The following is a 12837-nucleotide window of genomic DNA, read 5'->3' as shown; positions in this document are numbered from 1 at the left end:
CCTAGTAGCTGAAGTGGGGGATCTGGGACTCGTCCTCGTCGTTCTCCAGATCCGGGACGAGGTGTGCGGGGCCCTTCTTGACGTACTTCCACAGCAGGCCGACCTCGATGACGAACAGCAGCCCGTACACGGCGGTGAAGATCCCGAGGCTCATGGCCACCGTCCCGAGGCTGACCCCGGGGGAGACGCTGTTCGCGGTGAGGAGTTCACCGTGGACGGTCCAGGGCTGGCGGCCCATCTCGGTGAGCACCCAGCCGAAGATGTTGGCGAACAGGGCGGCGGGCAGGGCCGCGATCGCGGCGTAGTAGAACCACCGGGTCCTCGGCAGCCGCTTCCGTCCCCGGGTGAGCCACAGCCCCAGGGCGGCCACGGCCACGCCGAAGATCCCGAAGCCCATCATCAGCCGGAAGGCCCAGTACACGACGAACACGTTGGGGATGTAGTCCCCCGGCCCGTAGAACTCCTCGTAGGCCTCCTGGAGGTTGTTCATCCCGTGCACCTCGCCGTCGAAGTGTCCGGTGGCCAGGAAGCTCAGGATGTTGGGGACGCCGACGTCGATCGGGTTGTACCGCGCCTCGGTGTCGCCGACCGCGAACGTGGAGAAGGGCGCGCCCTCCTCGGTCTCCCACAGGGCCTCGGCGGCGGCGAGCTTCATGGGTTCGTACTCGGCGGCGAGCTTGGCCTGGTGGTCGCCGGAGACGAACGTGAGCGCACCGGCCATGAGGGTGAAGACCAGACCGACCTTCAGGGTGGAGCGGAAGAGCGCGAGGTCGCGCTTGGGCGGGGTGACACCGACCTCGCCGGTGTCGTCGTGCCGGGTGTGGCGCCACAGCTTGAAGGCGCTGACGGCCACCACGAAGAGCCCGGCGGTGACGAAGGCGGCCGAGACGGTGTGCAGGTACGTGGACCAGGCCTGGTCGTTGCTGAGCACGGCCCAGATGTCGTTCAGCTCGGCGCGGCCGTTCTCCGGGTTGACCTCGTAGCCGACGGGGCGGCGCATCCAGGCGTTGGCGGCCAGGATGAAGTACGCGGAGAGGTTGGTGCCGACGGCGACCACCCAGATGCAGGCCAGGTGGATGCCGCGCGGGAGCCGGTGCCAGCCGAAGATCCACAGGCCGATGAAGGTGGACTCCAGGAAGAAGGCCAGCAGGGCCTCCATCGCCAGAGGCGCCCCGAAGACGTCCCCGACGAAGCGCGAGTACTCGCTCCAGTTCATGCCGAACTGGAACTCCTGCACGATCCCGGTGACCACGCCCATGGCGAAGTTGATCAGGAACAGCTTCCCGAAGAACTGGGTGGCCTGGAGGTACTCGTGTCTTCCGGTGCGGTACCAGAAGGTCTGGAGCACGGCCACGATGAACGAGAGCCCGATCGTCAGGGGGACGAAGAGGAAGTGGTAGATCGTGGTGACGCCGAACTGCCACCTCGCAAGGTCTAGAGCTTCCATGCCCGCCTCTCAGTTACCGACCGCCGGTAGTACTACAAACTGTAGTGCTACTGCTTGTCGTACGTGGGTGGACCCCCCTGAGAGACAGGACACGTCAGGTCAGCGGGCGGGGTGACCCACCGGGACAGCCCCCGGGCAACACGACGGCGCGCCCCCGGTTCGGGGCGCGCCGTCGTGATCGCGTCTTCGTGGCCCTGGTGCGGAACGGGGTCAGGGCCGTCGTGTGGAGGAGGGGCTACCCCCGCAGCTCCAGCAGTCGTTCCATGTTGTCCACCTCGGACTGCTGGGCGTCGACCATCCCCTGGGCGAAGGTGGTGACCAGTTCCTCGTTGCCGAGCTCCACCTCGGCCTCGGCCATCTCGATCCCGCCGAGGTGGTGGGCGATCATCAGCTCCAGGAAGAGGATCTCGGCCTCCTCGCCCTCGGCGTCGGCGAGCCGCACCAGCTGCTCCTCCGTGGCCCACCCCGGCATGGTCCCGGGGACCTCGCCCTCACCACCGCCGTGGTCGTGGTCGGCCATCCAGGTCATCGGCGGTTCCGAGGCGCGGGCGTTGAGCCCCCAGGAACTCAGCCAGCCCTGCATGATCCCGATCTGCGCCTGCTGGGTCCGCGCCATGTCCGTGGCGATCGTGTGCAGCTCGACGTCGTCGGTGCGCTCCATGACGACCAGCGACATGTCCACGGCCTGGGCGTGGTGCGTGCTCATGTCACGCAGGAAGCCGGCGTCTGCGCTCGTGTCCAGCGGGTACGACGGACGGCCCATGAGGAACCCCCCGACCAGCGCGAGGGCGACCAACGTCACTGCCATCCAGAGCGGGACGGAGCGTCCGGGTGAGGTCGGCTGCGCGGAGTCGCCGCCCTCCTCCGAGTGCTCGTCGTGCTCGGCCGACCCGTCCTCGTACGACTCCTCGTCGGAACGGTCGGCGTCGCTCGCCGCCGCCCCGGTCACATGCCCCATCGGAACCACCCTGGTCAAATCGCACCACTCTGATGACAAAGTAGAGGATAGGAAAGTCCCATTCGACCACATCCAGCCCAGGAGACCCAGTGGCCAAGAAGACGAAGGCGGAGGAGCGTCGAGCTCGCGCCGCCGCCCTGCGGGAAGAGCAGCGTAAGAAGGAACGCCGCGCCAAGATCCTCAAGATCGCCGGGATCAGCGTAGCCTCCGCGGCGGTCCTGGGTCTGCTGGGAACCGCGGTCTTCATGGAGTTCCGCTCCCGCAACATCGCCGGTGTGCAGGAGTACGCCATCGACGAGTACAACCACGTCCCGGACGGCCAGCGCGTCGACTACGAACAGTCCCCGCCGGTCGGGGGCCAGCACTGGAACAGATGGCAGAACTGTGGTGTGTACACCGAACCGCTGATGCCGGAGTTCGCGGTCCACTCCCTGGAGCACGGCGCGGTCTGGATCACCTACGAACCGGACATCGCCGAGGAGGAGATCGAGGCGCTCCAGGGCTTCTACAACCCCGGCGACTACCTCGTCATCAGCCCCTACGAGGGTGACATGCCCGCGCCGATCGTCGCCTCCAGCTGGGGCCGCCAGATCACCGCCGAGAGCGCGGACGACGAGGACCTCGCCCGCTACGTCCAGTTCTACGAGCGCGGCCAGGACGTCCCCGAGCCCGGCGCCGCGTGCTCCGGCTCCATCTCGTTCACCGCGGCCGAGATCGAGGCCGAGATCGCCGAGGACGGCGCGGACGCCGAGTCCCTGGAGGGCGCGGACAGCGACGAGTCCGGCTCGGACGCGGAGAACGAGGACACCGACTCCGAGGGCACCGACGAGCCCAGCGAGGCACCCGAAGAGGGCGGAGAGTAGGGCCGAGGCGCCCCACCCACCCCCCGACACCTCCCCAGGACGCGAGAACGGGGCCGAAGGCGATCCTCCCGCCTCCGGCCCCACACGTGTCTCGGGGAACGGGCGCCGCTCGGGCGCGGTCACTGCCGGCTGTCGGCCCGCTCTTCCAGGTGCTCGGCGATCAGGTCGCTCAGCTCGCTCAGAGCCGGGGCGGGCGGACCGTAGGAGGGGGGCACGGACAGTTCGACGTAGGCCTCGCGCTCGACCGCCGTGTACACGGTGGGAGCGTCCTCGGGCTGGGGGAGCCACGCGACACCGTTGACCTCCTCCAGGATCGAGTCCAGTTCCAGGGAGGAGGGCCGGGGAACGCCGCACCGCAGGCCGATGGGCGGGTCGCCCCAGGCCGCCATGATCTCCGACTCGGGCTGGACCGTCGCGCGGTCGGCGCCGAGCAGGGTGTCCGGGAGGTCCGCGACCAGCGCCGCGCAGGCCTCGGCGGTCTGACCGTCCGTCTCGGGGGGTTGCATCTGCACGGTCTGGCCTCCGCAACCGGCCGTCACCAGGACGACGGCAAGGGCCGCTCCGAAGTAGCGCTTGGGCACGGGCAACCTCGCTCCGTCGACTCAGTCGACCTCAGATGTTGACGATGGGACAGGTAAGGGTACGGGCGATGCCGTCCAGACGCTGAATCCGGGCGACCACGAGGGAACCGAGGGCGTCCATGTCCTCCGCCCGCGCCTGCACGATCACATCGTAGGGACCGGTGACGTCGTTGGCCTGGTCGACCCCCGCGATCCCGCGCACACGCTCCGCGACCTCGGCGGCCTGGCCGACCTCGGTTTGGACCAGGATGTATGCCTGCACCATGTTGACTACTCCTTCGTGCCGGGCCGGGTGGGGTGCCGAGCGGACGCGACCCCGGCCGGAGGGGGCACAGCCGATGACGAACGGGTGACGAAAGTGGGGCCTGACCACGGGGTCTAGACCACTGCGCCGGAGCGTCACCGTACCCTGATCTGTGTGTTGAGCACCATTGGGGGTCTTGGCGAGTTCGCTCTGATCGAGCGCGTGACGGGCCAATTCCCCAGGACGGACGACGTAATCCTCGGACCCGGCGACGACGCCGCGGTCGTGGCCGCGCCCGACGGGCGCACGGTCGCGACCACGGACCTCCTCGTCGAGGGCCGCCACTTCCGGAGGGACTGGTCCACCGCCCGCGACGTCGGGCACCGCGCCGTGGCGCAGAACTACGCCGACGTCGCGGCCATGGGCGCGCGCCCCACCGGGCTGCTCATCGGCTTCGCCGCACCGGCCGAACTCCCGCTGGCCTGGGCCGAGGAGTTCACCGCCGGGGTGCGCGACGAGTGCGCCCGGGCCGGGGGAGCGGTGGTCGGCGGTGACACGGTGGGCTCGCCGACCCTGACCATCGCCGTCACCGCTCTCGGGGACCTGGAGGGCCGGGCCCCGGTCCGCCGCGACGGCGCCCGGGCGGGGGACGTGGTCGCCTACACCGGCCACCTCGGCCTGTCCGCCGCCGGTCTCGCCCTCCTGGAACGGGGCGTCGACGGACCGGCGGAGTGCCTGTCCGAGCACCGCAGACCCAGCCCGCCCTACGCCGCGGGTCCGGAGGCGGCCCGGCTCGGCGCGACCGCCATGCTCGACGTCAGCGACGGGCTCGTCCAGGACCTCGGGCACGTGTGCCGTCGCAGCGGGGTGGGAATCCTCCTTGACTCGGAGGCCTTGCGGCCCGAACCCGCACTCCTCGAAGCCGTCCGTGTACTCGGGGCTCCCACGGGGAAGGCTGTGGACGCCGCCCGTCGCCTGATGGTGGCCGGCGGTGAGGATCACGCTCTCGCCGCGGTCTTCCCACCCGAGGTCGTGCTCCCGGAGCACTGGCACCGCGTGGGCACCGTGGGCGAGGCACCTGAGGGGGGCGGCCGGGCCGCCGTCACGGTGGACGGGAACGTGGTCGAACGCGGTGGGTGGGATCATTTCCGGCGGGACTGAGCCCGTTTGGATTTGTCCTGTTTGGTGATCGCGCTAGGCTTTGCCATCGCGGTCAGCGTTGGCCTACGGACAGTGGTCCGGCCTCGCCGGGCCCGAACCCGCGGCGATCCACCCGAGGTGAGACCCCTGGTCGGCACGGCCGGCGGCCCAGGGTGAGCAAGGCCAGCGGAACAACGTCGGAGGGCGGCACATGGGGCGGCATGGCTAGGCGGCACGGCCACCGTCGTGGAGCCCACCGCAGCGAACCGGAGAACGCCGGGGCGCTGCGGCGGTTCGGAGGACTCCTCGAGAGCACGGTGCCCAAACGGGTCGAACCGCCGAGGCTGCTCAATGTGCTCGTGGTCTCCGGGGTGATACTCGGACTGCTCCTGTTCGGCTACAGCACCACACAGATCTACCTCCAGTTCGGCGGCCCTCCCGGCGCCACGGAGGCACCCGGACCCCAGGACGGCACCGAACCCACCCACGACGCCTCCCCGCGTCCGGACCGCGGCGGCGCCTCCTCCGGGGAGGGGAACACCGGGCCGCAGACCCAGGCGGGGTCGGAGCCCACGGCCGTCTCGTACCAGGTGCTGGAGGCGACGTCGGTCGGCTTCACCAGCAGGGTGACCGTCACGAACACCTCGCGGACCCGGCTCGACGCGTGGGAACTGGCCCTGGCCTTCGAGACCGCCGACGTCACCGAGGTGCACGACGCGGACTGGGAACCGCTGGAGGATGGCATCCTCGCACGCCAGTCCGGGACCGACGGCCACCTGGAGCCGGGTGAGTCGGTGACCCTGACCTTCGACGCGATCGGCGTCTCCCAGAGCCCGGTCCGGTGCTCCCTCAACGGCCACGTGTGCGACCTCTAGAGTCGTGACCCGGGTCGTCCGGTCGTCACACGAGTCACTCCAGCACCGGATGCGGACAGCACGAAGGCCCCCCGACCGAAGTCGGAGGGCCTTTCGAGAACCACGGGTGGGAGGGGACCCTAGCGGGTCACCTTGCCAGCCTTGATGCACGAGGTGCACGCGTTCACACGCTTGGGCGTGCCGCCCACGCGGGTGCGAACGGTCTGGATGTTGGGGTTCCAGCGGCGGCGGGTGCGACGGTGCGAGTGGGAAACACTGTTACCGAACCCTGGTCCCTTGCCGCAGACGTCGCAGACGGAAGCCACGGTAACTCCATTCAAGTGCTCGGGATCGCGCACGTCGCCGCACGCGAGAGGTCATCCGGCCAGAGGAGGCCGGGTGGGCAGGCTGGCGAGGACGCCAACCGGGGAAGAGTACACGAAGGACATGCCCGAAGGTGAAATCAGACCACTGGCGGGCGTCCGTACGCGCTACGGCGGGCAACGGCGCGACCGAGGCCTCACACACCCACCGGAGCATCGAGATCAGCCACGCGGGCATGGCGAAAACGCGATGAACTCTGACGAGTATACCCCGGTTGGAGGGGGCGGCTGCACCACTGCCGCCGGTACTACCAGTGCCGCCGCGCCGCGATCGCCACCGACACGGGCCGTCAGCGTACCGGTCGCCCCCGGTCGTCGCACCGGAGGTCTACGGTGACACTGACGGGCGACCCCACGAGGCAGGACGGGAACCACAGTGAGCACCTGGGACGAGCCGCTGCGCAAAGGACCGCTCGGCGGCAGGACGGCGAAGGCACTCGCCGACAAACTCGACCTCCACACCCTTGGCGATCTGCTGCGGTACTACCCGCGCCGCTACGACCGCCGGGGCGAACTCACCGACCTCGCGCTCCTGAGGGAGGGGGAGGACGTCACCGTGCAGGCCAAGGTCCTGGACGCCCGGCGGCGCACCATCCCCGCCCGCCAGGGCCGCCGCCGCATGGACATGATGGAGGCCACCGTCACGGACGGCACCGGGCGCCTCCACCTGACCTTCTTCAACCGCGGGTCACACCACCAGAACACCCTCGTCCCCGGACGGTTGGCCATGTTCTCCGGCCGGGTCTCCACCTTCAAGGGCCGCCGCCAGCTCGACCACCCCGAGTACGTGCTCCTGGACGACGAAGGTCTCGAAGGCGAGGCCGCCCGCGCGTACGCGAACGAGCTGATCCCCGTCTACCCGGCGGTCAAGGGGTTGGACTCCGCCACCATCGCCCGGTCCGTCGGGGTCGCCCTGGACTACGCCACCGACATCCCCGACCCCCTCCCGCCCGAACTGCGGTCCAGCAAGGGGCTCCTGGGCGTCCACAAGGCGCTGGAGCGGATCCACCGGCCCGCCGAGTGGTCCGAGGTCGGGGCCGCCAGGCGCCGACTGAAGTGGGACGAGGCCTTCGTGCTCCAGCTGGCCCTGGCCCAGCGCCGCCAGCAGGCCGAGGAACTGCCCGCCACACCGCGCCCCGGAGCGGACGGCGGACTCCTCGACGCCTTCGACGCCCAGCTCCCGTTCACGCTCACCGACGGCCAGAAGGAGGTCGGTGAACGCCTGGCCGAACGGCTCGACGCCACCCACCCCATGCACTGCCTCCTCCAGGGCGACGTCGGAGCGGGCAAGACCCTGGTGGCCCTGCGCGCGATGCTGCGGGTGGTGGACTCCGGCGGCCAGGCCGTCATGCTCGCCCCCACCGAGGTCCTGGCCCAACAGCACCACCGCTCCATCAGCACCATGCTCGGGGCGCTCGGCAGGGCCGGGCAGATCGACGGCGCCGACACCGCCACCCGTGTCGCCCTGCTCACCGGTTCCATGAACACCGCCGCACGCCGCGAGGCCCTGCTGGAGGCCGCCTCGGGGCAGGCGGGGATCGTCATCGGCACCCACGCCCTCCTCCAGGAGCACGTCTCCTTCGCCGACCTCGGCCTGGTGGTCGTGGACGAGCAGCACCGGTTCGGGGTGGAACAGCGCGACGCCCTGCGGGAGAAGGCCAGGGACGGCCGCCCGCACGTGCTGGTGATGACCGCCACACCGATCCCCAGGACCGTCGCGATGACGGTCTACGGCGACCTGGACGTGGTGGCACTCACCCAGCTTCCCCAGGGGCGCGCGCCGATCTCCACCCACGTCGTCCCCGCCCACGAGAAGCCGCACTTCCTCACCCGCGCCTGGGAACGCGTCCGCGAGGAGGTCGGCCAGGGCCGCCAGGCCTTCGTGGTCTGCCCCCGGATCGGGGACGGCACGGACGGTTCCGGGGACGAGGTCGAGCCCCCGCCCGAGGACGCACCCCCGGGCGCCCGGCCCCCGCTCGCGGTGCTGGACGTGCTCGCCCGCCTCAAGGAGGGCCCGCTGGCGGACGTACGGGTGGAGGCCCTGCACGGACGGATGGCCCCTGACGACAAGGACGCGGTGATGCGCCGCCTGACCTCGGGCCAGACCGACGTGGTGGTGTCCACCACCGTCATCGAGGTCGGCGTGGACGTGCCCAACGCCACGGTCATGGCGATCATGGACGCCGACCGGTTCGGGATCTCGCAGCTGCACCAGCTGCGCGGCCGGGTCGGTCGGGGCCAGCTGCCCGGGCTGTGCCTGCTGGTCACCGAGGCGGAGGAGGGCGGCCCCGCCCGCGAACGGCTGGCCGCCGTCGCCGCCACCACGGACGGGTTCGAGCTGTCCCGCGCCGACCTGGAGATGCGCCGTGAGGGCGACGTGCTCGGCGACGCCCAGTCCGGGGCGCGTTCGAGTCTTCGCATGCTCACTCTGGTCAAGGACGAGGAGCTGATCGGGGAGGCCCGCGAGGAGGCCAGCCGCCTGGTGGCCGAGGACCCGGGGCTGACCGCCCACAAACCGCTGGCCGACGCCCTGGCGGCGCTGCTCCCCGAGGAACGCGCGGAGTACCTGGACAAGACCTGAGCGGCTCCGAGGCGGCGCGAACCCGGGGGCCGCTGCGAGCCGGGGGTCCTCTCCCGTCTTCGACGCCTCCGTGAAGGTGCCGGTCCCGTTCCGGTACGCCGACCCGGTCGTCCGCAGGGGGCGCCGCCTGCGAGAAGCGGCGGGGTCCTTCCTCCTCAGCGGGTGCGCCGCCGCAGTGCGTGTGCACCCAGCGCGTGTGTGCACCCGGTTGTCCACAGGCGGAGGGGGCACCGCTGGCGTAGCGCGCCCGCCCGGTGTTGACTCGATATCGGGGGAGCCTCCGCCTCCGCCAGCCTCAGCGTGCCCGGGGGCGCACTACCGTGGGGGCCATGACCCGCATCATCGCCGGGGCGGCGGGCGGACGACGCATCTCCGCCCCCGACGGCCGCACCACCCGACCCACCAGCGACCGGGCCCGCGAGGCCCTGTTCGCCTCCGTCCAGTCCGACCTCGGCCCCCTCGACGGGCTCCGGGTGATGGACCTCTACGCGGGGTCCGGGGCGATCGGCCTGGAGGCCCTGTCCCGGGGGGCCGCGCACGCGCTGCTGGTGGAGGCCGACCGCAAGGCGGCCCGCGTGGTGAAGGAGAACATCGCCACACTGCGACTCCCCGGCGCTGAGCTGGCCGCGGACCGGGTCGAGCGGGTGCTGGCGCGCGGCAACCAGGCCGCTCCCTACGACCTCGTGGTGGCCGACCCGCCGTACGCGGTCACCGACGAGGAGGTCGCCTCGGTGCTGTCCGCACTGGTCGGGCACGGTTGGCTGGCCCCCTCCGCGATGCTCGTGGTGGAGCGGTCCAAGCGCGGCGCCGAACCCGAGTGGCCGCGTGGGATCGAGCGGGACCGCAGCCGCAAGTACGGCGAAGCGATCCTCTGGTACGCCCGCACCACCGGGTAGATATCGGGCATACACCACGTTTTCTGGCGCCGCACCGGGGAAGGTTCAGACGACCCGGTGGGGTGACTTCCGTGACGCCCGGGCCGGGTGTGAAAGCGGACACTGGAGACCGCTAAGTGGGAGTTGCCCGAAATGGGGCGGGGGTGAGCCCCTACGATCGCTGTACCCGTGAGTAGTACCTGAGAGGGGCGATCCACCGTGCGCCGAGCCGTCTGTCCGGGCTCCTTCGACCCGGTCACCCACGGACACATCGACATCATCGGGCGAGCCGCCAAGCAGTACGACGAGGTCATCGCCGCCGTACTCAACAACGTCAACAAGCGGGGGCTCTTCACCGTCCCCGAGAAGCTCGACATGCTCACCGAGGGCACGGCCGAGTTCGACAACGTCCGGGTCAGCGAGTTCGACGGACTCCTCGTCGACTTCTGCCGCGAGAACGGCATCGAGACCATCGTGCGCAGCCTGCGCTCGGTCAGCGACTTCGACTACGAACTCCAGATCGCGCAGATGAACTACCGGCTCTCCGGCGTGGAGACCGTCTTCATGACCGCCAACCCGCAGTACTCGTACCTGTCGTCCAGCCTGGTCCGCGAGATCGCCATGCACCGCGGCGACGTCTCCAGCCTGGTCACGCCGTACGTCCAGGGGCGCCTCAAGGAGAAGTACGCCGAACGCGCCCAGGAGTAGCCCCCTCCGCGAGCCCGATCCCGCCCCTCCGCGGGTGCCTTCGGGGGGCTGATTTGGGTGGTCGGCGACATGGTAGGTAGAATCTGGGTTTGACCATGGGCGTCGCCGGTCCTCGGCGTGCGCTCAGGCCGGTCAGCACCACCGCGACAGCCCGACGTGCACCACGTCGGCGGCCGCGAGCCCGGCACCCGGAACTCTCCTGAAAGCGCGATCACTCTGTCTCGTCTAGATGCCCGTGACCCGTACGTGGTCGACACCCGCCAGCTGGGCCGCCAGCCGGGGTCGATGCGTACCGTCAACCGAATCGTGACCGTCCCCGAGGCGCTCGAGACGGCGATGGCCAGCGTGCCCAAGGGCCAGGAGATCGAGCTGGACCTGCGCCTTGAGGCGGTGATGGAGGGTGTCCTCGTCACCGGGACCGTCAACGGTCGCCTCACGGCGGAGTGCTCCCGCTGCCTCGACCCCCTCTCCGAGGAGCTGGAGGCCGGGTTCCAGGAGATGTACCGCTACCCCGCCGACGACGACGTGAGCGTCCGAAGCGACGAGGACGCGGACGACGATGATGAGGACTACTATCTAGAGGGCGATCTGCTCGACCTCGAACCGGTGATCCGAGACGCCGTCGTGCTCGCGCTCCCGCTCTCACCGCTGTGCGGCCCGGACTGCCCCGGCCTGTGCGCCGAGTGCGGTGTCAAGCTCGCCGACGCCGGGCCCGACCACGGTCACGGCGACGGTGTCGACCCGCGTTGGGAGGCGCTCCGCGACATCGCGGAGAAGCCCGACCAGCAGTGAGTCCAGTGACCCGGTCGAGTGCGGTACCCAACGGGAACCGCCGACGACCGGGGCACACCCTCCCCGCCACAGCGCGCGGGGTGACCAGATAAGCGACCTCCCGCGACCGCGGGGGTGACCCAGGAGGATTGAAGTGGCCGTCCCGAAGCGGAAGATGTCGCGGAGCAACACCCGGACCCGCCGTTCCCAGTGGAAGGCGTCGCGCCCGGTGCTGGTCAACTGCCCGCGCTGCCGTGACCCGAAGCAGCCCCACATCGCGTGCCCGTCCTGCGGCACCTACAACAACCGCCAGGTCATCAACCCGGCCTAACCCGGACGTGCCAGGCTTCGGGCCGTGTGCCCGATCCCGTACTCCCGGACATCATCGGGGCGGAACCCTCTGAGGGCTCCGCCCCGAAGTGCTGTCCGGAAAGGGCCGTCCAGGGGGTCAGTGTCCCCAGGGCTTTGTAGAGTGATCTCGACGGACCGTGGGAAGACCATGATCCGTGGTGTCCGACACCGATCCCGGTCCCACAGGGGGCTCCCGAGATCGTGGTGGCCGCCGGGGGAGTTCGCGCTCCCGCGACGATCACCTCGTTTTCGAGCGTCCCGGACGGGTCGGGGGCACCCCCACCTCCGCGCGCCGTCCTCGGCGCGCCCAACAGGGAAGCGAACTCGCGTGGCTAGCCAACTCTCCGTCTCCGAGGCCAGGTCGTTCCACCGTGCGATCGGGGTCGAGGTGGACCCCAAGATCCTGCTCCGGGCCCTGACCCACCGCTCCTACGCGTACGAGAAGGGCGGCCTGCCCACCAACGAGCGCCTGGAGTTCCTCGGTGACTCCGTGCTCGGCCTGGTGGTCACCGACACCCTCTTCCGCAAGCACCCGGACCTGCCGGAGGGCCAGCTCGCCAAGCTGCGCGCCGCCGTCGTCAACATGAGGGCGCTGGCCGACGTCGCGCGCGGGCTGGGCATCGGCGAGTACATCCGGCTGGGCCGGGGCGAGGAGGGCACCGGGGGGCGCGACAAGTCGTCGATCCTCGCGGACACCCTGGAGGCCATCATCGGCGCGGTGTACCTGGACCGCGGTCTGGACACCGCCTCGGAGTTCGTGCACCGCCTCTTCGACCCGCTGATCGCCACCGCCTCCGGGCTGGGCGCCGGACTGGACTGGAAGACCTCCCTCCAGGAGCTCACCGCCGCCGAGATGCTCGGCGTGCCCGAGTACCACGTGGACGAGAGCGGCCCCGACCACCAGAAGACCTTCCGCGCCACCGTGCGGGTCGCCGGGGAGAGCTACGGCCTGGGTGAGGGGCGCAGCAAGAAGGAGGCCGAGCAGCAGGCCGCGGAGTCCGCGTGGAAGGCCATCCGGGCCCGCGCGGACCGCGCCGCCGAGCAGGCCAGGGGCGGATCCAGCGGCAACGGGCAGGGCTGA

The 12837-nt window shown here is 70.6% G+C and carries 14 protein-coding genes; 9 read left to right on the top strand and 5 right to left on the bottom strand.

The window, feature by feature from the left end; translation table 11 throughout:
- Position 1: 1 nt before the first annotated feature.
- Positions 2–1447 carry a cytochrome ubiquinol oxidase subunit I gene (locus BDW27_RS10970; RefSeq protein WP_110049230.1) on the bottom strand — a complete coding sequence of 482 codons (1446 nt, stop codon included), beginning with the start codon at positions 1445–1447 and terminating at the stop codon, positions 2–4.
- Between the two features lie 235 nt (positions 1448–1682).
- Positions 1683–2405, bottom strand: coding sequence for a DUF305 domain-containing protein (locus tag BDW27_RS10965; RefSeq protein WP_110049229.1), 723 nt, complete (start codon positions 2403–2405; stop codon positions 1683–1685).
- An 89-nt stretch (positions 2406–2494) separates the two neighbouring features.
- Here BDW27_RS10965 and BDW27_RS10960 point away from each other — a divergent pair, with 89 nt between their 5' ends.
- A complete protein-coding gene (locus BDW27_RS10960; RefSeq protein WP_110049228.1) occupies positions 2495–3268 on the top strand; it encodes a DUF3105 domain-containing protein in 774 nt (257 codons plus the stop codon).
- 119 nt (positions 3269–3387) lie between these two features.
- On the opposite strand, the gene BDW27_RS10955 is transcribed toward BDW27_RS10960, so the two are convergent.
- Positions 3388–3849 carry a DUF3515 domain-containing protein gene (locus tag BDW27_RS10955; protein ID WP_110049227.1) on the bottom strand — a complete coding sequence of 154 codons (462 nt, stop codon included), beginning with the start codon at positions 3847–3849 and terminating at the stop codon, positions 3388–3390.
- A 31-nt stretch (positions 3850–3880) separates the two neighbouring features.
- Entirely contained in the window at positions 3881–4114 is a 234-nt protein-coding gene (locus BDW27_RS10950; RefSeq protein WP_017545937.1) for an Lrp/AsnC family transcriptional regulator, read from the bottom strand.
- Positions 4115–4267: 153 nt separating this feature from the next.
- On the opposite strand from BDW27_RS10950, the gene BDW27_RS10945 reads away from it, so the two are divergent.
- Both BDW27_RS10945 and BDW27_RS10940 read left to right on the top strand, forming a co-directional pair.
- Entirely contained in the window at positions 4268–5254 is a 987-nt protein-coding gene (locus BDW27_RS10945) for a thiamine-phosphate kinase (protein ID WP_110049226.1), read from the top strand.
- A 200-nt stretch (positions 5255–5454) separates the two neighbouring features.
- The gene (locus BDW27_RS10940; protein ID WP_110049225.1) at positions 5455–6108 is read left to right on the top strand and encodes a cellulose binding domain-containing protein; all 654 of its coding nucleotides are present in this window, start codon (positions 5455–5457) and stop codon (positions 6106–6108) included.
- A 119-nt stretch (positions 6109–6227) separates the two neighbouring features.
- Here the strand turns inward: BDW27_RS10940 and rpmB are convergent, their stop codons facing one another.
- A complete protein-coding gene (gene rpmB, locus BDW27_RS10935) occupies positions 6228–6413 on the bottom strand; it encodes a 50S ribosomal protein L28 (protein WP_013151263.1) in 186 nt (61 codons plus the stop codon).
- 433 nt (positions 6414–6846) lie between these two features.
- Between rpmB and recG the strand changes: the two genes are divergently transcribed.
- The 6 genes from recG to rnc all read left to right on the top strand — a co-directional run bounded on the left by recG (position 6847) and on the right by rnc (position 12837).
- Positions 6847–9051, top strand: a complete 2205-nt coding sequence (gene recG / locus BDW27_RS10930) for an ATP-dependent DNA helicase RecG (RefSeq protein ID WP_110049224.1) — start codon at positions 6847–6849, stop codon at positions 9049–9051.
- A 329-nt stretch (positions 9052–9380) separates the two neighbouring features.
- Positions 9381–9947 carry a 16S rRNA (guanine(966)-N(2))-methyltransferase RsmD gene (gene rsmD, locus BDW27_RS10925; RefSeq protein WP_110049223.1) on the top strand — a complete coding sequence of 189 codons (567 nt, stop codon included), beginning with the start codon at positions 9381–9383 and terminating at the stop codon, positions 9945–9947.
- 198 nt (positions 9948–10145) lie between these two features.
- The gene (coaD, locus tag BDW27_RS10920) at positions 10146–10634 is read left to right on the top strand and encodes a pantetheine-phosphate adenylyltransferase (RefSeq protein WP_017545942.1); all 489 of its coding nucleotides are present in this window, start codon (positions 10146–10148) and stop codon (positions 10632–10634) included.
- Positions 10635–10880: 246 nt separating this feature from the next.
- Positions 10881–11426 (top strand): DUF177 domain-containing protein, encoded by a 546-nt coding sequence (locus BDW27_RS10915; protein WP_017545943.1) that lies wholly within the window; start codon positions 10881–10883, stop codon positions 11424–11426.
- Positions 11427–11559: 133 nt separating this feature from the next.
- Entirely contained in the window at positions 11560–11736 is a 177-nt protein-coding gene (rpmF, locus tag BDW27_RS10910) for a 50S ribosomal protein L32 (RefSeq protein WP_017545944.1), read from the top strand.
- 348 nt (positions 11737–12084) lie between these two features.
- Positions 12085–12837, top strand: a complete 753-nt coding sequence (gene rnc, locus BDW27_RS10905; protein WP_017545945.1) for a ribonuclease III — start codon at positions 12085–12087, stop codon at positions 12835–12837.

The sequence above is a fragment of the Nocardiopsis sp. L17-MgMaSL7 genome, from assembly GCF_003182025.1.
In the GTDB taxonomy this organism is placed as follows: domain Bacteria; phylum Actinomycetota; class Actinomycetes; order Streptosporangiales; family Streptosporangiaceae; genus Nocardiopsis; species Nocardiopsis prasina.
Note: the sequence above shows the minus strand (reverse complement) of the source record. Positions and strands in the feature narration are given on the sequence as shown.

What these genes read in the sequence shown, in the direction of transcription:
- BDW27_RS10970 (WP_110049230.1), bottom strand. Translation starts at nt 1,447, where the DNA reads ATGGAAGCTCTAGACCTTGCGAGGTGGCAGTTCGGCGTCACCACGATC.
- BDW27_RS10965 (WP_110049229.1), bottom strand. Translation starts at nt 2,405, where the DNA reads ATGGGGCATGTGACCGGGGCGGCGGCGAGCGACGCCGACCGTTCCGAC.
- BDW27_RS10950 (WP_017545937.1), bottom strand. Translation starts at nt 4,114, where the DNA reads ATGGTGCAGGCATACATCCTGGTCCAAACCGAGGTCGGCCAGGCCGCC.
- BDW27_RS10940 (WP_110049225.1), top strand. Translation starts at nt 5,455, where the DNA reads ATGGCTAGGCGGCACGGCCACCGTCGTGGAGCCCACCGCAGCGAACCG.
- rsmD (WP_110049223.1), top strand. Translation starts at nt 9,381, where the DNA reads ATGACCCGCATCATCGCCGGGGCGGCGGGCGGACGACGCATCTCCGCC.